The organism is Streptomyces sp. AN091965 (assembly GCF_022698285.1).
Lineage (GTDB): Bacteria > Actinomycetota > Actinomycetes > Streptomycetales > Streptomycetaceae > Streptomyces.
Genome location: NZ_JALDMY010000001.1, coordinates 2,793,019 through 2,811,138 on the forward strand (window position 1 = coordinate 2,793,019; position 18,120 = coordinate 2,811,138).

The 18,120-nt window shown below is 74.3% G+C and carries 20 protein-coding genes; 9 read left to right on the top strand and 11 right to left on the bottom strand.

The window, feature by feature from the left end; translation table 11 throughout:
* Positions 1 to 68: 68 nt before the first annotated feature.
* Complete coding sequence (locus tag MQV74_RS11550; protein ID WP_242716570.1) at positions 69 to 1,271, bottom strand: cytochrome P450 family protein; 1,203 nt, start codon at positions 1,269 to 1,271, stop codon at positions 69 to 71.
* Between the two features lie 46 nt (positions 1,272 to 1,317).
* The gene (locus MQV74_RS11555; protein ID WP_242716572.1) at positions 1,318 to 2,679 is read right to left on the bottom strand and encodes an amidohydrolase; all 1,362 of its coding nucleotides are present in this window, start codon (positions 2,677 to 2,679) and stop codon (positions 1,318 to 1,320) included.
* Between the two features lie 149 nt (positions 2,680 to 2,828).
* On the opposite strand from MQV74_RS11555, the gene MQV74_RS11560 reads away from it, so the two are divergent.
* Positions 2,829 to 3,794, top strand: coding sequence for an endonuclease/exonuclease/phosphatase family protein (locus MQV74_RS11560; RefSeq protein WP_242716579.1), 966 nt, complete (start codon positions 2,829 to 2,831; stop codon positions 3,792 to 3,794).
* A 28-nt stretch (positions 3,795 to 3,822) separates the two neighbouring features.
* Here MQV74_RS11560 and MQV74_RS11565 read toward each other — a convergent pair whose 3' ends face one another.
* Positions 3,823 to 4,845 carry a phosphatidylinositol-specific phospholipase C domain-containing protein gene (locus MQV74_RS11565; RefSeq protein WP_242716581.1) on the bottom strand — a complete coding sequence of 341 codons (1,023 nt, stop codon included), beginning with the start codon at positions 4,843 to 4,845 and terminating at the stop codon, positions 3,823 to 3,825.
* Between the two features lie 233 nt (positions 4,846 to 5,078).
* Between MQV74_RS11565 and MQV74_RS11570 the strand changes: the two genes are divergently transcribed.
* Positions 5,079 to 5,555: a DUF3574 domain-containing protein gene (locus tag MQV74_RS11570; RefSeq protein WP_242716583.1), complete on the top strand. Its 477-nt coding sequence runs from the start codon at positions 5,079 to 5,081 to the stop codon at positions 5,553 to 5,555.
* 57 nt (positions 5,556 to 5,612) lie between these two features.
* On the opposite strand, the gene MQV74_RS11575 is transcribed toward MQV74_RS11570, so the two are convergent.
* Positions 5,613 to 6,029: a hypothetical protein gene (locus MQV74_RS11575; RefSeq protein ID WP_242716585.1), complete on the bottom strand. Its 417-nt coding sequence runs from the start codon at positions 6,027 to 6,029 to the stop codon at positions 5,613 to 5,615.
* A 211-nt stretch (positions 6,030 to 6,240) separates the two neighbouring features.
* Here MQV74_RS11575 and MQV74_RS11580 point away from each other — a divergent pair, with 211 nt between their 5' ends.
* The 5 genes from MQV74_RS11580 to MQV74_RS11600 all read left to right on the top strand — a co-directional run bounded on the left by MQV74_RS11580 (position 6,241) and on the right by MQV74_RS11600 (position 10,464).
* A complete protein-coding gene (locus MQV74_RS11580; RefSeq protein ID WP_242716587.1) occupies positions 6,241 to 7,218 on the top strand; it encodes a metallophosphoesterase family protein in 978 nt (325 codons plus the stop codon).
* A 22-nt stretch (positions 7,219 to 7,240) separates the two neighbouring features.
* On the top strand, positions 7,241 to 8,521 hold the full coding sequence (locus tag MQV74_RS11585) for an MFS transporter (RefSeq protein ID WP_242716589.1): 1,281 nt from the start codon (positions 7,241 to 7,243) through the stop codon (positions 8,519 to 8,521).
* The gene (locus MQV74_RS11590) at positions 8,518 to 9,528 is read left to right on the top strand and encodes a TolB family protein (protein WP_242716591.1); all 1,011 of its coding nucleotides are present in this window, start codon (positions 8,518 to 8,520) and stop codon (positions 9,526 to 9,528) included. Before MQV74_RS11585 ends, MQV74_RS11590 begins: the two co-directional genes overlap by 4 nt.
* A gap of 85 nt (positions 9,529 to 9,613) precedes the next feature.
* Positions 9,614 to 10,024, top strand: a complete 411-nt coding sequence (locus MQV74_RS11595; protein WP_242716598.1) for a RidA family protein — start codon at positions 9,614 to 9,616, stop codon at positions 10,022 to 10,024.
* Entirely contained in the window at positions 10,021 to 10,464 is a 444-nt protein-coding gene (locus MQV74_RS11600) for a GNAT family N-acetyltransferase (protein WP_242716600.1), read from the top strand. The genes MQV74_RS11595 and MQV74_RS11600 overlap by 4 nt, the downstream gene beginning before the upstream one ends.
* Positions 10,465 to 10,494: 30 nt before the next feature.
* Here MQV74_RS11600 and MQV74_RS11605 read toward each other — a convergent pair whose 3' ends face one another.
* The 3 genes from MQV74_RS11605 to MQV74_RS11615 all read right to left on the bottom strand — a co-directional run bounded on the left by MQV74_RS11605 (position 10,495) and on the right by MQV74_RS11615 (position 14,516).
* Positions 10,495 to 11,466 carry a glycoside hydrolase family 6 protein gene (locus MQV74_RS11605; RefSeq protein ID WP_242716602.1) on the bottom strand — a complete coding sequence of 324 codons (972 nt, stop codon included), beginning with the start codon at positions 11,464 to 11,466 and terminating at the stop codon, positions 10,495 to 10,497.
* A 126-nt stretch (positions 11,467 to 11,592) separates the two neighbouring features.
* A complete protein-coding gene (locus tag MQV74_RS11610) occupies positions 11,593 to 13,146 on the bottom strand; it encodes a YfcC family protein (RefSeq protein ID WP_242716604.1) in 1,554 nt (517 codons plus the stop codon).
* Positions 13,143 to 14,516 carry a M20/M25/M40 family metallo-hydrolase gene (locus tag MQV74_RS11615; protein WP_242716606.1) on the bottom strand — a complete coding sequence of 458 codons (1,374 nt, stop codon included), beginning with the start codon at positions 14,514 to 14,516 and terminating at the stop codon, positions 13,143 to 13,145. Before MQV74_RS11615 ends, MQV74_RS11610 begins: the two co-directional genes overlap by 4 nt.
* A 137-nt stretch (positions 14,517 to 14,653) precedes the next feature.
* Between MQV74_RS11615 and MQV74_RS11620 the strand changes: the two genes are divergently transcribed.
* Positions 14,654 to 15,073 (top strand): RNA-binding S4 domain-containing protein, encoded by a 420-nt coding sequence (locus MQV74_RS11620; protein WP_242716608.1) that lies wholly within the window; start codon positions 14,654 to 14,656, stop codon positions 15,071 to 15,073.
* Positions 15,074 to 15,110: 37 nt separating this feature from the next.
* Here MQV74_RS11620 and MQV74_RS11625 read toward each other — a convergent pair whose 3' ends face one another.
* Positions 15,111 to 16,112, bottom strand: coding sequence for an acyltransferase domain-containing protein (locus MQV74_RS11625; RefSeq protein WP_242716610.1), 1,002 nt, complete (start codon positions 16,110 to 16,112; stop codon positions 15,111 to 15,113).
* Between the two features lie 76 nt (positions 16,113 to 16,188).
* Between MQV74_RS11625 and MQV74_RS11630 the strand changes: the two genes are divergently transcribed.
* Positions 16,189 to 16,446 (top strand): DUF6343 family protein, encoded by a 258-nt coding sequence (locus MQV74_RS11630; RefSeq protein WP_172385444.1) that lies wholly within the window; start codon positions 16,189 to 16,191, stop codon positions 16,444 to 16,446.
* A gap of 35 nt (positions 16,447 to 16,481) precedes the next feature.
* Here the strand turns inward: MQV74_RS11630 and MQV74_RS11635 are convergent, their stop codons facing one another.
* The 3 genes from MQV74_RS11635 to coaE form a co-directional block, all read right to left on the bottom strand.
* Positions 16,482 to 16,868 (bottom strand): tetratricopeptide repeat protein, encoded by a 387-nt coding sequence (locus tag MQV74_RS11635; RefSeq protein ID WP_242716612.1) that lies wholly within the window; start codon positions 16,866 to 16,868, stop codon positions 16,482 to 16,484.
* A 107-nt stretch (positions 16,869 to 16,975) separates the two neighbouring features.
* Positions 16,976 to 17,356: a DUF3592 domain-containing protein gene (locus tag MQV74_RS11640; RefSeq protein ID WP_242716614.1), complete on the bottom strand. Its 381-nt coding sequence runs from the start codon at positions 17,354 to 17,356 to the stop codon at positions 16,976 to 16,978.
* A 140-nt stretch (positions 17,357 to 17,496) separates the two neighbouring features.
* Positions 17,497 to 18,102 (bottom strand): dephospho-CoA kinase, encoded by a 606-nt coding sequence (gene coaE, locus MQV74_RS11645; RefSeq protein ID WP_242716616.1) that lies wholly within the window; start codon positions 18,100 to 18,102, stop codon positions 17,497 to 17,499.
* Between the last annotated feature and the right edge of the window lie 18 nt (positions 18,103 to 18,120).

Here is an 18,120-nt window from a genome sequence, read left to right on the forward strand (position 1 = left end):
GAGGGTGGACCGGGGGCCGCGGCGGAACTCATCGGTCGCGGAGGGGATTTCTGGAACTTTCTCGGGAGTCAGCACACGACGGGGAGTTCGAGCAGGCCACGGGCCCGCATCGAGGGGCGCCGGCGCAGCTCCTCCACGGGCACGGCGAGCGCCAGGTCCGGGAAGCGCTCGATGAGCGCGGCGAGCGCCGTGGCCGTCTCCATGCGGGCGAGCGGCGCGCCCAGGCAGTAGTGGATGCCGTGGCCGAGCGCGAGGTGGCCGCTCGCGTCGCGCGTGACGTCGAGCCGGTCGGGGTCGGCGAACCGCTCGGGGTCGCGGCCCGCGGAGCCCGGCGACAGCAGCACGGTCTCCCCCTTGGGCACGCGGACGCCGCCGATCGTGACGTCCTCCAGGGGGAAGCGGCGGATGGCGAGCAGCACCGGGCCCTCGTGGCGCAGGAACTCCTCGACGGCGCCGGGCAGCAGAGCCGGGTCGGCGCGCACCGCGGCGAGCTGCTCGGGGTGGCTGAGCAGGCCGAGGACGGCGGTGCCGATGAGCTGCACCACGTTCTCGTACCCGGCGAACAGGATCAGGAAGGCGAGCGACATCAGCTCGTCCTCGCTGAGGCGTCCACCGCCGTCGCCGTCGTCGTCCCGCACGGCGATCAGGTCGGACAGCAGGTCGTCGCCGGGCCGTGCGCGCTTCTCAGCGATGAGGGCGGTGAAGTAGCCGAGCAGCCCCGCGACCGCCTCCTTGGCGAGGTGGGGCCGCGCCGGGTCGGGGGCGACGAGGGCGTCGGTCCAGGTGCGGAAGTCGGGCCTGCGGGTGGCGGGGACGCCGAGGAGGTCGCAGATGACGGCGATGGGCAGCGGAGCGGCGTACGCGGCCACGAGGTCGCCACCGCCCGCCTCCGCCAGGGCGTCGAGGAGTTCGTCGGCGGCCCGCCGCACCGGCTCGCGCAGGCGTTCCGTCCGGCCGGGCGTGAACGCCTTGGCGACCAGGCGCCGGACGCGGGTGTGGTCCGGCGGGTCCATGTTGAGGAGGTTGGCGTCCAGGGCGGGCGGCAGCGAGAAGCCCCGGTAGTTGCCGGGCAGGGCGTGCGCCTTGTCCAGGGACAGGCGCGGGTCGGCGAGGGCCTCGCGGACGTCGGCGTGGCGGGTGACGAGCCAGGCGGCGTTGCCGTCGGTGCCGGTGACGCGGCGCACGGGCGCGCTCTCGCGCAGCAGGGCGTACGTGGTGTACGGGTCGTCGATGAGGCCGTCGAGCACTTCGGGAGTCGCGGGTGTCGCCATGGGGTTCAGCCTAAGGAGTGCCGTCCCGGGGGTGCCGGGCGGGCCGTCAGGCGTCGTACTCCTGGATCCGCCCGCCGTGGCCGCGGGCGACGAGTGCGGGCAGCCGCCGCGCCAACTCCCGTGTCACGGCGGGGACGTCGACGGTCAGCAGCTCCCGGTCGCGCATGAGGACGCGCCCGTCGACGATCGTCGTACGGACGTCGCCGCTGCGGGCGCTGTGCACCAGGGTCGCGGCCAGGTCGTGCACGGGCTGGGTGTGCGGCCCGGTGAGGTCGACGAGGACGATGTCGGCCCGGCGCCCCGGGGCGAGGCTGCCGATCCGCTCGCCGAGCCCGACGGCCCGCGCGCTCTGCAGCGTGGCGTGGTGCAGGGCCTGACGGGAGGTCAGCCAGCGGGGGTCGCCGGTGGCGGACTTCTGGACGAGCGCGGTGAGCGCCATGGACTCCCACACGTCCAGGGAGTTGTTGGAGGCGGCGCCGTCGGTGGCGAGCCCCACCGGGATGCCGAGGTCCGCGAGCAGCCGTACCGGCGTGGGGCCCCAGGCGAACTTCAGATAGCCGCGCGGCGCGCTGGCGACGGCGACCCGGCCGGTGGCGGCGCGCAGGGCGGCGGCGTCGGACTCCAGGATGCCGGTGCCGTGGGCGATGAGGACGTCGACGTCGAGCAGGCCCGCGCGGCGCAGCACCTCGATGGGCGTGACGCCGTGCCGGGCGACGCTGTGCTCGGTCTGGGCGCGGCTCTCGGCGGCGTGCAGATGCACCAGGAGGCCGTGCTCCCGCGCGAGTTCCGCGGTCGCGGCGAGGTCGGCGTCGTCGACGGTGTACGGGGCGTGCGGGGCGAGGCAGGTGGTGACGCGGCCGTCGGCGTCGCCCGCCCTGCGGAGCGCGAAGTCCAGGGACGCCGCCCGGCCGGCGGGCCCCTGCGAGGAGAAGTACGCCTGGCCGAGCAGGGCGCGAAGGCCGGTCTCGGCGACGACGTCGGCGACGGTGTCCATGGCGAAGTAGTGGTCGGCGAAGGTGGTGACGCCACCGCGGATCAGCTCGGCGCAGGCGAGCCGCGCGCCCAGCTCGACGTCCCGCGCTTGGAGGTTGGCCTCGATGGGCCACACGTGGTCGTTGAACCACTCCTCCACCGGCACGTCCTCGGCGATGCCGCGCAGGGCCACCATCGGGGCGTGCGTATGGCAGTTGATCAGTCCGGGCAGGGCGGCCTGGCCGCGCGCGTCGAGGCGTTCGGCGGCGGCCAGGTCCCGGGCGGCGGCCGCGGTGGTCACCTCGGCGATCACTGAGTCGCGTACGACGATCGCGGCGTCCTCGGCGAAGCCGACGTGCTCGGCGGCGTCGTGGACGAGGGCGGTGCAACCGCTGATGACGAGGTCGGCGGGGCCGGGTGCGACAGGCGCTGTCATGCGTTCACGGTACGTTCGCCCACGCATCCGCGCGGGGACTCTGCCGACGCGGCGATTCCGGGAGCACGCTGGCGTGAACCGACCGCTCGGCGTGCACCGACCGCTCGGCGTGAACCGATCGCCGCCCGAACCGCGGAGGGAGCCCGTTCATGCTCCTCGGCACCTGGAACCTGGAGAACCTCTACCGCCCCGGCACGCCGTTCGGCCCCAAGGACAAGGCGGCGTACGAGGCGAAGCTGTCCGCGCTCGCGGCGACGGTCCGCGCGCTCGACCCGAGCCTGCTCGGGGTGCAGGAGGTCGGCGACCCGGCGGCCCTGGAGGACCTTGCCGGGCTGCTCGACGGCGCCTGGCACACGGCCGTGTCGCGGCACGCGGACGACCGGGGCATCCGCGTGGGGTTCCTCAGCCGCCTGGAGCCGCAGGTGCTCGCCGACGAGGAGGCGTTCCCGGCGAAGCTGCTGCCCGTGCAGAAGGACGACGCCGGGGCGCGGGTCGCGGCGGCGGGGCGCGGCCTGTTCGCGGTGCGGATCGTGAGCCGGGCCATCGCCGTGGACGCGGCCGTGTGCCACCTCAAGTCGAAGCTCCTCTCCTACCCCGGCGGGCGGTTCAGCCCCCGGGACGAGGGCGAGCGGGCGCGCGTCGGCGCCTACGCGCTGTACCGCCGCACGGCGGAGGCGACGACGCTGCGGGCGCTCGCCGACCGGCTCCTCGCGGGCGACGGCCGGACCCGGGACGTCGTGGTGCTCGGCGACCTCAACGACGAGGTGGCCGCCGCGACGACGCAGCTCCTGCTCGGCCCGCCCGGCTCCGAGCTGGGCACACCGGGCCACGCGACGCCCGACCGGGGCGACGCGGCGCGGCTGTGGAACGTGGCGCCGCTGATCCCGCCCGAGCGCCGCTGCTCGCGCGTCAACTCCGGCCGCCGCGAGCTGATCGACCACGTGCTCCTGAGCCACCGCCTGCTGCGCCGCGTGACCGCCGGCGGCACCGCGGGCACGGGCCTTCCCGGCGCGTCCGGCGCGCCGGAGCTGCCCTCGGTGGGGGCGGACCCCGGTGACCGTAAGGGCGCGGCGGGCTCGGACCACGCCCCGGTGTGGGTGCGGTTCCAGCCGTGAGGCGCGCCACGGGGCCGCCGGACAAGCTCTAGCCGCGCGGCAGCACCGTCGACAGGACCTGCGGCAGCGGGTACCAGTCCGCCGACACGACGCTGGCGTGCCGCCCCGCGAGCAGCGCGGCCCGGTCGCGGGCCTGGGCCTCGGTGGGCCGGGTGCCGTCGATGGCGGGGGCCACCTTGTGGGCGTCAGTCATGACGACCAGATAGCCCCGGTCGGCGTACCACTTGGTGTCGACGGACCCGCCCGTGTAGACCGAGGCGTCGCCGTCGAAGAGCACGAACCACGGCCGGATCGTGGCGTCCGCGTACCGCGTGCGCGGGTCGCCGGACGCGGCGCCGAGCACGGCGGGGAAGGCGGCGGCGTCGCCGAGCCTGCCCGCGGCGGCCAGGTCGCGCAGATGCGTCGCGTACTCGCGGTCGGTCCACAGGGTGTCGACGGGGTTGTTCTGCTCGACGGTGCCGGGGATCAGCTCGACGACGAACTTCCCGGCGAGCGCGGCCCTGGAGGGCCAGCCCTTGGCGCGGACGGCCTCGTCGAGCGTGGCCCCGCCGGTCGCGAGGTCGCCGGGCCGGTACAGGGCGCCGCCGAGCTTCGCCCTGAGGAGGGCGTCGAGGTCGGCGGGCCCGCGGCCGCCCCGCGCCTGGAAGCCGTCCTTCAGCTCGACCTTGAGGAGCACGGGCCGGTGTCCCGGGTGTGCGTCGTGCCAGGCCTTCAGGTCGGCGAGGCAGCCGTCGAGGCGCTGGTCGCGCGCCTTGGTGCGCAGTTCCTCCGGGCGCTGGGCGTTCTCGCAGTTGTTGTCGTTGCCGATCGGGTTGCTGTGCGAGACGCGCCAGCCGCCGCCGAAGACGTTCGTCCACACGTCGAGTTCGAGCATGGCGGCGCCGGAGTCGAGCGCGTCGGCGAAGTAGGGGTACTTCGTCTTCTCGTACGCGTTGTGGACGCCGACGCCGGTGGTGGCGCCGTACGAGGCGTCGCTCCCGGCGGCCGCGGGCTCCGTGGCCACCGCCGTCCCCGCGAGCGAGGCCGCGACGACGACGCTCCCCGTCACCATCCCGCGTATCGCCTTTCGCACCGCCACCACGCGCACCGCCGTCCCCTTCCACCGCACCGGTCAAGTCCGGGGAAACGTACGGGATTCATGTGACGTCGCGGAAGACGGCGACTTACGGCCACACCTCGTGGCGCTGGAGCGCGGGCGCTTTCGGCCCCCTACTCTTGTCGACCGTCGAAGATCGGGCCCGACGGCCACGTCCGGCCCCGCCCTGCCACGAAAGGCACCCTCACATGGCGCTCACCCTCACGCTCACCGGCCCCCGCCTGGCCGTGGCCGCGGCGGCCGCGGCCCTCGCGATCGGCGCGCCGACGGCGTACGCGGCCCTGGACGGCGACCCGGCGCAGAAGCCCGCCGCCCCGACGGCGGCGGAGCGCGGCAAGCCCTTCGTCGAGACCCATCTGTTCTTCGGCACCGAACGCCCCGACGGCGGCCCGGCCGTGACGGACAAGCAGTTCATGAAGTTCATCGACACCGAGGTGACGCCCGGCTTCCCCGACGGCCTGACCGTCCAGCAGGGCCGCGGCCAGTGGAAGGACAGCAACGGCAAGATCGAGCGCGAGCGCAGCTACGAGCTGGTCCTGCTGTACCCGACGGCCGACGCGAAGAAGAACGACAAGCTGATCGAGGAGATCCGCTCCGACTACGAGAAGAAGTTCGCCCAGGACTCGGTGGGCCGCCTCGACGACCGCGCGCGGGTCGACTTCTGAGCGGACCGACGCCTCCGAGCAGCGCGGGCGAGGGTGCCGGGGCACCGGCACCCTCGCCTACCCGAGGTGCACGTCCCCCACGGTGTGGGCCTGGATGACGTTCCCGCGCTGCACGCCGCCGCTGATGGTGTTGTGCACGACCCCGCCGCGGTCGTCGCCGCCGTGGCCCAGTTCGTCGAGGAGCAGGCGCAGCTCCGCCGCCGCGTCCGGGTCCGCGCGCAGGGCCCGGCGCATGCGGTTGCGCCACTCGGCCCGCGCGTCGGCCTCGGCGTCGGCGTCGCCCGCGGCCCGCGCGGCCAGCAGGTCGTCGCGGGTCTCGTCGAGCGCGCCGCTCACCTGGTCCTCGTCCGCTCCGCGCCGCCGCCCGAGGAAGGCCACGACCCGCCCCCGCGCCGCGGCCCACCCGTCCCCCACCATCGCCTGCACGAGCGCGGTGGCCCCGGCCCCGGCGAGGGCGGCCAGCTCTGCGTCCATCGGGTCTCCTTCGTGACGGTCCGGAGGTGTGCCCCTTGGCTCGGGCGTCAACGGTAGCCGAGGGCACGGGAGTTGGTCACCGCCGGGCCGCCGCCTTCAGTAGGAAAGTTTCCTAACAATTCCCTGTCCGGATATTGACGCGCTCATGTCTACCTCGCCACCATTCCTGGCACGGCCCCTCCCGCACCCCCCCACCCGCCAGGAGACGGACATGCCGCAGACACCCCGTGCCGAAAACCGGAACGACAACGACCGGAACGCCGACCGCCGCACCGGACGAGCCCGTTGGCTCGTGCCCGCGGCCGCCGCCACCGCCCTCGCCACCACCGGCGGCCTGCTCCTCTTCTCGCCCGCCGACGCGGCCGAGAAGGAGGGCGTCGGGCGGGCCGCGTTCTCCGCCGTCGCCGTGGGCGACATCGCCGAGCAGTGCACCAAGAGCGACAGCAAGTGCGCGCACCCGAAGACGGCGGCCCTGGTGCAGCAGCTCAACCCGAGCTTCGTGATGACCATGGGCGACAACCAGTACGACGACGCCCGTCTGAAGGACTTCCAGAAGTACTACGCGACCACCTGGGGCGCCTTCAAGAACAAGACGAAGCCGGTGCCGGGCAACCACGAGACGTACGACCCGGCGGGCGCGCTCAAGGGCTACAAGTCCTACTTCGGATCCGTCGCCTACCCCGACGGCAAGAGCTACTACAGCTTCGACCAGGGCAACTGGCACTTCGTCGCCCTGGACTCCAACAGCTTCGACGACCGGGCGCAGATCGACTGGCTCAAGCGCGACCTCGCCGCCAACGGCAAGAAGTGCGTGGCGGCCTACTTCCACCACCCGCTGTTCTCCTCCGGCGAGCACGGCAACAACCCGGTCAGCAAGCCCGTCTGGAAGCTCCTCCAGGGCGCGAAGACGGAGCTGGTGCTCGGCGGCCACGACCACCACTACGAGCGGTTCGCGCCGCAGGACGCGGACGGGGACGCCGACGCCTCGAACGGGATCGTCGAGGTCATCGCCGGGACCGGCGGCGCCAACCCGTACAAGATCGAGGAGGTGCAGCCGCACAGCCAGAAGCGGATCACCAACACCTACGGCGTGGTGAAGATCGACTTCGCCGACGACGGCTTCTCGTGGAAGCTCATCGGAACCGACGGGTCCACGAAGGACAGCAGCCCCGCCTACTCCTGCCGCTGACGCCGGACCTGGTGCCACGCCCATGTATCTGGCCACCACCGACGCGGTCGCCACGGCCGCGGACGGCCGCCGCGCCCGCGGCCGCGTCACCGGCCCCGTGCTCGCGCTCGGCGCCGTCAGCCTCGTCACCGACATCTCGTCGGAGATGGTCGCGGCCGTGCTGCCGCTGTACTTCGTCCTGGGCCTGGGGCTCTCACCGCTCCAGTTCGGCTTCCTCGACGGGCTCTACAACGGCGTCACCGCCGTGGTCCGCCTCGTGGGCGGGTACGTCGCCGACCGGCGCGAGCGGCACAAGCTCGTCGCCGGCTCCGGCTACCTCCTGTCGGCCCTGTCCCGGCTCGGCCTGCTGCTCGCGGGCGGTGCCACCGCCGGGATCGGTGCCGCCATCGCGGCGGACCGGCTCGGCAAGGGCGTGCGCACCGCCCCGCGCGACGCGCTGATCTCCCTGCACAGCCCACCGGACCAGCTCGGCCGCGCCTTCGGCGTGCACCGGGCGATGGACACCACGGGCGCGCTGCTCGGCCCGCTCGCGGCGTTCGCGCTGCTGTGGGTCACGGCGGACGCCTACGACGCCGTGTTCATGGTCAGCTTCTGCTGCGGGCTCTTCGGGGTGCTGCTGCTCGTCGCGTTCGTCCCCGGACGGGAGGCGCCGCCCCCGGCCGCCCGCCGGGCGCGCGGCCCCTCGGCGCCGCGCCTCGCCCTCGCGCTCCTGCGCCACGCGGGCTTCCGGCGGGTCTGCGGCGCCGCCGCGCTGCTGGGGGCCGCGACGGTCGGCGACGCCTTCCTGTACCTGCTGCTCCAGCGGCGGCTCGACTTCGCGGAGAGCTGGTTCCCGCTGCTCCCGCTCGGCACCGCCGCCGTCTATCTGCTGCTCGCCGTGCCCGTGGGGCGGCTCGCCGACCGGTTCGGGCGGCGCGGGCCCTTCCTCGCGGGCCACGGCGCGCTCCTCGCCGCGTACGCCCTGCTGCTCCTGCCGACCGGCGGACGGCCGCTGCTCGTGGGCGTGCTGCTCGCCCTCGGCGTGTTCTACGCCGCCACCGACGGCGTGCTCATGGCGCTCGTGACCCCCTTCGTGGAGCCGGACCAGCGGGCCAGCGGCATGGCCGTCGTGCAGACGGGCCAGGCGCTCAGCAGGCTCGTCGCCGCCGCGGGCTTCGGCGCCGCGTGGACGCTGTGGGGCATCGGCACCGCGCTGACCTGCGCGGGGCTCGCCCTCACCGCGGCGATCGCGGGCGCGGCCGCGCTGCTGCCCCGCGCCGAGGACCCCCACGGCACGCCCCGACGGAGGACGACCCGACCATGACCCGCCCACGCCCGATGACCCTGTCCACCCGGCCCCGCGTCCTCGCCGTCGCCCTGGCCGCCGCCGTCCTCGCCACCGTCGCCGTCACGTACACCGTGCGGGCCGCGCGCGAGGCCGAGCCCGCCGTCACCACCTCCGAGTTCGCCCTGGACCAGGGCCAGTTGTACTTCCGCTCGACCGAGGCGGGAGCGGGCCGCGTCGCCCGGCTCCCGCTCGCGGGCCGGGGCCCGCGCACCACCGGCGGGCCGACGTGCGAGCGCTTCTACGCGGCCGGGGGCACCGGCCTGTGCCTCCTGCGCCGCCCCGGCATCCCGCCCAAGGCGTACGCCGTCGTCCTCGACGGCCGGCTGCGCGAGAAGCGGCGCATCGCCCTGCCCGGCATCCCGAACCGGGCGCGCGTCTCGGCGTCGGGGCGGATGCTGTCGTGGACCATGTTCGCCACCGGCGACTCGTACTCGGGCGGGGGCGGCTCCTTCTCCACGCGCACCTCGATCCTGGACACCCGCACCGGCTATCTGATCAAGAACATGGAGGAGATCCCGCTCACCCTCGACGGCCGCCGCCACCACTCCCCCGACGTCAACTACTGGGGCGTCACCTTCGCCCGCGACGACAACCGCTTCTACGCCACCGTCTCGACGAAGGGCAAGACGTACCTCGTCCGCGGCGACATGCGGAAGTGGGCCGCCGAGGCGCTGCGCGAGAACGTCGAGTGCCCGTCGCTGTCCCCCGACAACACGCGCCTGGCCTTCAAGAAGCGGGTGCGCGGGGGCACCTCGGACCCGTGGCGCCTGTACGTCCTCGACCTGCGCACCATGCGCGAGCACCCGCTCGCCGAGCGCCGCTCCGTCGACGACCAGGCGGCGTGGCTCGACGACGGCACCCTGGCCTACGCCCTGCCGGGCCGCGAGGGGCGCAAACAGGACATCTGGACCGTCCCCGCCGACGGCTCGGGCCGCCCCGAACTGCGCGTACCGGGCGGCAGTTCCCCCGCGGCGGTGCGCTGACGCCGCGTACACGACAGCCCGAACCCGCCACGGCCCCGCGGAAATTGAGGTGCGCCCGCCCCCGCGCACCTCGCACGATGCCCCCATGACCCCACACCGCACCGTTGTCCCGACCCTCTTCCCACCCCCCGGATACGCCCACTCCGTCGTCGTCGAAGCCGGTACGCGGCTCGCCTTCATGGCGGGTTCCGTGCCCCTGGACGCCGAGGGCACCCTGATCGGCGAAGGCGACGTCGCGGCGCAGACGCGGCAGGTCGTCGCCAACCTCGACGAGGCCCTGCGCGCCGTCGGCAGCGACCTGTCGCAGGTCGTCGCGAGCACCGTGTACGTCGTCGGGCACGAGCCCGGCGTGCTGACCGAGGCCTGGGAGGTCGTCCGCGCCTCGGGCCTGCTCAGCACCGAGCCGCACACGTCCACGCTCCTCGGCGTGACCGTCCTCGGCTATCCGGGCCAGCTCGTGGAGATCACCGCCACCGCGGTGGTGCCCGGCGCGTGACCGTCACCCTGCGAACCGCCACCGCCGGGGACGGCGCCGCCGTGGCGGAGGTCTATCTGCGCTCGTACGACACCGCCCTGCCGGACGTGCGCCGCCCCCACACCGACGACGAGGTGCGGGCGTACATCCGGCACGTGGTGATACCGCGCGGCACCACGTGGGTGGCTCGGGCGGCGGGCTCGGTCGTCGGGATGATGGTCCTGGACGGCGAGCGGCTCGACCAGCTCTACCTCGACCCCGCCTGGCGCGGCCGGGGCATCGGCGACCGCTTCGTCGCCCTCGCCAAGGAGCGCAGCCCGGAAGGCCTGACCCTCTGGACCTTCCAGGTCAACGCGCCCGCCCGGAGGTTCTACGAGCGCCACGGCTTCACCGCCGCCCAGTGGACGGACGGCGACAACGAGGAGGGCGAGCCGGACGTGCGCTACGACTGGCGGCCCTGACCCCCCGCACCCGCGTGCCGCCCCGCGCCGTCAGATGCGGGAGTTCCGCGCGAGTTCCAGCGCGTACCTCGGCCACCAGCCCCCCGCCACGGGCCCGCCCCGGCAGGTCCCGTCGGACTCGCCGGGGCGCTTCACCCACAGATAGGCGTCGACGCCGGGGACGCCGGTGCGGGTGGTGGGGGCGGTGCCGAGGGCGCGCCCCGGCGGGTTGCACCACGGCTCGACGCCCGCGTACGGGCCGTTGCCGTTGCGGCTGGAGTCGATGACGAAGTGCGGGTCGCCGCCGAGCGCCCGCGCGAGCCGGTGTCCGTACTCCGCGCTCACCGCGTCGGTGTGGAAGTTGGACACGTTCAGGGCGAAGCCGTCGGCGCGGTCCACGCCCGCCTGCCGCAGCGGGCCGACGAGCCGCTTCACCTGCGGGATCCAGGTGGCGTTGCCCGCGTCGACGTACACCTTGGCGCCCGGCTGCCGCTTGAGCCGGTCCACCGCGTGGGCGAGCAGCCCGTACCGCTCCTCGGTGTCGGCGCCCGCGCAGCCCGCCACCGCGAGGGCCACGGCGTCGGGTTCGACGATCACGTACGCGTCGTGCGCCCCGAGCCCGGCCGCGAAGCGGTCGATCCACGCCCGGTAGTGGGCCGCGTCGCGCGCGCCGCCGGCCGAGTAGGCGCCGCAGTCGCGGTCCGGGACGAAGTACGTGACGAGCACGGCGGTGCGCCCCGCCGCGGCCGCCCGCCGCACGAACGACCGCACCACCGGCTCGGGCCCGTCCTTGCTCAGCCACTCGGCCTGCGGCCGCACCGCGATCCGGGCCATCGCCCAGGCGTCGGAGAACCGCCCCTGCCGCAGCCACACGGTGGCCTGCCGCGCGGCGCTGGTGTCCGGGTTCACCCAGAAGGAGACGTCGGCGCGCGGCGCCCTGGAGTCGGGCGGCGGAACGGCGGCCAGTACGCACAGGCCGAGCACGGCGACGAGGACACTGCGGACGATGGCCTGGGACGGCATCCGGGCTCCCGGGAGAAATTCAGCCCGTCCGGCGTGCGAGGACGAGGCCGAAGGCCGATGAACGGGGGTACAGGGGGCAGAGCCCCCGGTTTCGGGAAGGGGCGGGTCCGGGGACAGGGCCCCTCGTCACGTCACCGCCGCCCCCAACGCCACGAACCCGCAGATCAGCACGAACAGGATCGCGAGCAGCGGCCACACGAACCGCAGGTACCGGTCGTAGCCCACCTTCGCCAGGGCGACGCCGCCGATGGTCACCGCGGTGGTCGGCACCCACAGGTTCATCCACCCGCTGGCCGCCGCCCAGGCGGTGACGACGACGGACCGCGACACCCCGGCGAAGTCCGCGAGCGGAGCGAGGATCGGCATGGCGAGCGTGGCGTGCCCGGACGTGGACGGGATCAGGAACGCGAGCGGCAGGTTCACCACGAACACGATCACCGCGAACACCCCGGACGACGTCCCCTTGACCACGCCCTCGATCGAGTGCAGGACCGTGTCCGTGACCCGCGAGTTGTTCATGATCACGGTGACGCCCCGGGCCAGCACGATCACCAGGGCGGGCGAGATGAAGTCGGCCGCGCCCTGGATGACGGTCGCGCTGAGCTTCTGCTCGCCCATCCGCGCGACCAGGCCCACGAGCACCGCCGCGCACAGGAACAGGGCGGCGAGCTGCGGGAAGGACCAGTCGAGTTCGAAGCCGTACGGCTTCGCGTCCGCGTCCCCGGTCAGCGCGCTCGACCACGGCACCACCGAGAAGATCATGAAGGCGAAGACCAGGGCGACGACGACCAGGATCGCCTTGTGCAGCCCGGTCAGCTCGGGCGCCTCGGCGTCCGTGCGCCCCGCGCCCGCCGTCTGCTCGCGGTCGCCCGGCAGGAATCCGCTGAGCGAGCGCTCGGGGTCGCGCCGCACGCGCCGCGCGTACCAGACGACGTACGCGACCGTCACTCCCGTGAGCACCAGCCACATCGCGAACCGCAGCACGATGCCGTCGCCGAGGGAGATGTCCGCCGCCGAGGAGGCCACGCCCGTCGCGAAGGGGTTGACCGTCGAGCACAGCACGCCGACGCCCGCGCCCAGGATGATCGCGCCGACGGCCGTCATGCGGTCGTAGCCGAGGGCCAGCATCAGCGGCACGATCAGGCCGTAGAAGCCGAGCGTCTCCTCGGCGAAGCCCTCGACGGTGCCGAGGACGGAGAACACCACCATGACGCCCGCGATGAGCAGCGCGCCGCGTTCGCGCAGCCGGTGGGCGAGCCGGCCGATGCCCCGGTCCAGGGCACCGGTGGCGAAGACGACGGTGATGAACGCGCCGATCGCGAGGACGAAGAGGAACACGCCCGCGCTGCCGTACAGATCGCCGGTCAGATCCGGGCCGACCTGCCCGGACTCGGTGTCCTGGATGCCGTACAGGCCGTTGACGGGCGCGAGGAACAGGTCGTTGAGGCGGTCCACGAAGGACTGATCGCCCGCGACGCGGTGGTAACTGCCCTGGACGGGGGCGCCCTTGGCGTTGCGGTCGTACTCCCCCGACGGGATCAGGAAGGCGAGCAGCCACACCGCCACGGTGACGACGGCGAGCACGGTCAGGGCGCTGGGGAAGGTGAACTTCCGCTTCGCGGCGGGCTCTTCGGGCGCGGACGGGGGTGGGGGCGGGGGTGCGGGCGGGGACGTGGTCATGCCGTGCCTCCCGCCCGGTCACCGGCGCGGAAGCCGTCCGCGTACTCGCGTACGAAGGCGCCCATGGCCACGACGGTGTTGCGCAGCTCGGAGAAGAGGACTCGCTCGTTCGGGGCGTGCAGATTGCACATGCTGTCCTGGGCGCCGAAGAGGAGCACCTCCGCGCCCGGCGCCGCCGCGGCGAGCCCGTTGACCAGCGGGATCGACCCGCCCGTCGCCACGTACGAGGCGTCCGCGCCCCAGGCCTCCTTGAGGGCGGTGAGCGCCGCGCGGTAGGCGGGACCGCCGGTCGTGGCCTCGTAGCCGGGCCCGGTGTCCCCGGGCGTGACGGTCAGCGGGACGCCGAAGGGCCTGAGGGACCGCAGGTGCTCGACGAGCGCGTCCCGGGCCTCGCGCGGGTCCTGGCGCGGATGGAAGCGCAGGTTCAGCTTGGCCCTCGCGTGCGGCACGACCGCTGAAGCGGCGTGCTCCACACCGGGCGCGTCCAGGCCGATCACGGTGATCGCGGGCCCGCTCCACAGCCGCTCGCCGAGGCCGCCGCTGCCGATCAGCGGCACGCCGTCGCGCACGCCCGCGAGGTCGCGGAACTCCTCCTCGGTGTACGAGGTCCCGGTCCACTCCGCGCGGTGCAGGCCCGCCACGGCCACGTCGCCGTGGACGTCGTGGAGGGTGGCCAGGGCCTTGAGCAGGACGAGCAGCGCGTCGGGCGCGGCGCCGCCGAACTCGCCGCTGTGGCGCGGCTCGTCGAGGGTGCGCACCTCGACGACGACCTCGGCGGCACCGCGCAGGCCCGTGGTGAGGGTGGGGGTGCCGGGGCGGAGGTTGCCGAGGTCGGCGATGACCATGGCGTCGCAGGCGAAGCGGCCGGGATCGGTGGGCGGATAGCCGTCGAAGGCGCTGCCGTACTCCTCCTGGCCCTCGACGACGATCTTCACCCCGACGGGCGGCCGGCCCCCGTACGCGCGCAGCATCCCGAGGTGTGCGATGACGTTGGACTTGTCGTCGGCGATGCCCCGGGCCCGCAGGCCCCCTTCGACGGGCGTCGGCTCGAAGGGCGGCGACCGCCACAGCTTCTCGTCGCCGGGCGGCTGCACGTCGTAGTGGCCGTACAGCAGGACGGTCGGGGCGCCGGGGCCGGGCGGCGGGATCTCGCCGTAGACGACCGGGGCGGTGTCGGGCAGGTCGATGCGCTCGACCGCGGGCACGCCGGCGTCCCGCAGCAGCGCGGCGACCAGGTCGTGGGCCTCCTCCACGGGCCCGCTCGGAAACCCGGGGAAGGCGATCGAGGGGATCGACGACAGCCGTACGAGGTCGGCGTGCAAGCCGTCCATCAGGCCGTCGACCGTGGTGGCGAGCTCTTCGGGCGTCATGGGCAGCACCTCGGGATCAGCTGTGATGCGTAATTTGCCGTGATGATCCCGAATTATCGGGTGCGGTGGCTCGCGGATTCCGGACGGCTCGCCGTGCGCCCGGGCCGCCCGCACCGATGCCGCATTAAGGTCGACGCATGGCTTCAGAGACTTCGGGAGGCGACGCGACGGGCAACGCCGTGCGCGTCGACAGCTGGATCTGGTCGGTACGCCTGGTCAAGAGCCGCTCGATGGGTGCGGCCGCCTGCAAGGGCGGGCACGTGCGGGTCAACGGCGAGCGCGTGAAGCCCGCGTACGGCGTGAAGCCCGGCGACGAGGTCCGGCTGCGCCAGGCCGGGGGCCGCGAGCGGGTCGTGATCGTCAAGCGCGTGATCCGCAAGCGGGTGGGCGCACCCGTGGCGGTCGAGTGCTACGTGGACAACAGCCCGCCCCCGCCGCCGCGCGAGGCGGTGGCTCCGGCGGGCATCCGCGACCGCGGCACGGGGCGCCCCACGAAGCGGGACCGCCGCGACCTCGAACGCCTGCGCGGCGCCCCGGGGCTGCCCCCGGCCCCCTGACCCCATCGGCGCGCCGGCGCGATGAGGGGCGCCGGAGCTACAGCCGGAACCAGCCGTGGCCGCCGTACCAGTGGCCGCCCGCCCGCAGGTGGTCGCCGACGGCCCGCTCCACGCGGGTGCGCCGCGGCAGCCCGGCCACCGGCAGGTCCCGGTCGCCGAAGACGAAGCCGATCGGCACGGTGTCGTCGGGCTCGTCGTCGCCGTACGTCGCGGCGAGCCGGAAGCGGTCCTGGAAGCGCACGATGTTCGCCTCGGCGGGCAGATACCGCTTCAACTGCGGGTCGAGCAGCCACGAGTGGCACACCGCGACCTCGTAGCGCTCCTGGGGGAAGTGGCGCGGGAAGAACTCCCGGGCGAGCGCCACCGAGCGGTCGCAGGCCTCGGGCGACAGCGGACCGTGGAAGTCCGGTATGTGCACGCTCAGACACAGGTCCCGGGGCCCGAGACCGAGACCGGCCCGCGCGACGGCCTCGCCCATGCGCGCGCCGAGCCGCGCCCGCTGGAACTGCAGCCGCCCCAGCTGGTAGAGCTCGCCCCGGAAGTGCAGCGCGTTCCAGGAGGGCACCGGCACGCCGCGGCCCCCGTGCCCCCTGCGGTGCACGGCCATGTGCCGCCCGAGGTCGGCGAGGGTGCGGCGGGCCACGTCATCGGATATGCCGCGACGGCGGTGGTACGCGCGCACGTACGGCAGCGCGGCGAGGAACACGAACACGTAGAAGCAGCTGCCCAACTCGCCCAGCTCCTCGGGCAGCACCGGCATCCGGGGCTGCGCCCCGGGCTCGCCCAGGTCCCGTACGAGCGCGTCGACGCACCGCTCCAGGAGCCACCGGGTGTCGTCGTGCCCGAGCACGTGCGCGCGCAGCGCCACGATCTCGTTGACGTCCTCGTGGGGCACGGCCAGGTCGAAGAGGACCTCCGTCAGCTCCTCGGCCTCCGGCAGGACGGCGGCGGCCCGCGGTTCCCCCGCGTCCGCAAGCTCCTTCAGCCACGCGGCGAGCCCCTCGTCACTCTCCGCCGCGGCCCGCAGCACGTCCAGCACAGCCCCACCTACCCCTCGGTCGCCCCTTCCGCTCCGCCCGCGCCGGGAGGACCCTGGAAGGAGGAGATGACGTCCGATGCGCACAGGCAGTGAACCGGTCACGGCACGCAGCCCCTTGCGCATGCGCTTCTGGTTCAGCGTATGGGGCTTGATCTGGGCGACCGCGGGCACGGTGGCCTTCGCGCTCGCCGGGCGCCCCGGCTGGGCCGCGGCGTGCGGCGTGCTGTGGGTGGTGATCACCGTGGACATGGCGCTCGTCCTGCGCCACATCCGGCAGGGGCCGCACTTCCAGCCCGGACGCGACGTGCCGCCGTACGAGCCGCCGCGGACCTGAGCGCACCCGGTGCCCCGCGCGGTGCGCCGGGTCCTTCACGCGCCGCGGCCGGGGCCGTCCGTGTCGTCGAACCGCGCCGCCGCCAGATAGTCCGGCTGCGGGTCGAGCGCCGCCGCGAGCCGGAAGTGGCGGCGCGCCTGGTCGGGCCGCAGGGCACGCTCATAGGTGCGGGCGAGCGCGAAGTGCGCGAACGCGTTGTCCGGCTCGCGCTCCAGGACGATGCTGAACTCCAGCTCAGCCGCCCGCAGTTGGGCGGAGGCGAAGAAGGCTCGGGCGCGCAGCAGACGCGCCGCCGTGTTCTCCGGATGGGCGGCGATGACCGTGTCGAGGAGCTTCACCGCGCCCCGCGGATCCCGTGCGGCGAGGAGCTGCTCCGCCGCGCGGAAGTCGATGACATGACTCTCCGGGCTGCTTTCGGGCACGCCGGACTCCTTCCCTCGCCTCTGTGCGTTAACGCCCCGGGTGTGTGCGCATATTCCCGTACGGTCCTACGTGACGATCGCGCGGGCGGCCCCGCGCCCCGGGCCGCCTACACCACGACGGCGAGGACGAGCCCCGCAAGCACCAGGCCCGCGCCCGCCCCCACGAACGTCCAGTCGAGGCCGCGCCGTTCGCGCCCGAGGACCACTACCTCGCGGGGGTCGTCGGCGTCGTACAGGATCGGCACCCGCTGCCCCGCCCGCAGCGGCCGTCTGCGGCTCACCGGCACCGGCGAGGGGACCTCCACGACCTGCCCGTCCGCCGTCTCGAACTGGAGCGCGGGCCGGTCGGCGCCCTGCCGCACCGCCTTGACCAGCGCCTCCGCCCACTCCCCCGCCTCGGTGACGCGCCGGGTCCGGTCGAGGCCGTACGCGCCCGCGAGCAGGGCCACGAGCCCGCCCACTACGGTGAACGCCGCCCATACGGCCACGGCCCCGCCCTTCCTGCGCTTCGGCGCTTCGCCGGCATTGCCGCCCTGGACACGTCGATCGTCTGCGGGGCCGCTGTGGCTGGTCGCGCAGTTCCCCGCGCCCCTACGGGCGCTTCCCGCTCAGCCCGCACCCATCCCCCCTACGGGGCGTTCCGCGCCCGTTCCTGAAGGTCCTGCCAGACGGCCGCCACGCGCGGGGCGAGGTCGTCCAGGGGGCCGTCGTTGTCGATCACGATGTCAGCGATCTCCAGGCGCTTCTCGCGCGTGGCCTGGGCGGCCATCCGGGCGCGGGCGTCGTCCTCGGTCATGCCGCGCAGCCGTACCAGGCGGTCGAGTTGGGTCGCGGGACCGGCGTCGACGACGATGACCAGGTCGTACAGCGGCGCGAGCCCGTTCTCGGTGAGCAGCGGCACGTCGTGCACGACCACCGCGTCCGGGGCCGCCGCCCGCTCCAGCTCGGCCGAGCGCGCGCCCACCCGGGGGTGCACGATGCCGTTGAGCGTGGCCAGCTTCGCGGCGTCGGAGAAGACGATCGCCCCGAGCTTCGGCCGGTCCAGGGAGCCGTCCGCGGCGAGGACGTCCGTGCCGAAGGCCTCGACGACCTCGGCGAGCCCGTCCGTGCCGGGCGCCACCACCTCGCGCGCGATGCGGTCGGCGTCGATCAGGACGGCCCCGGACGCGACGAGCAGCCGCGACACCTCGCTCTTGCCGGCGCCGATACCGCCGGTCAAACCCACCTTCAGCATGACCGGCAGCTTAGGCCC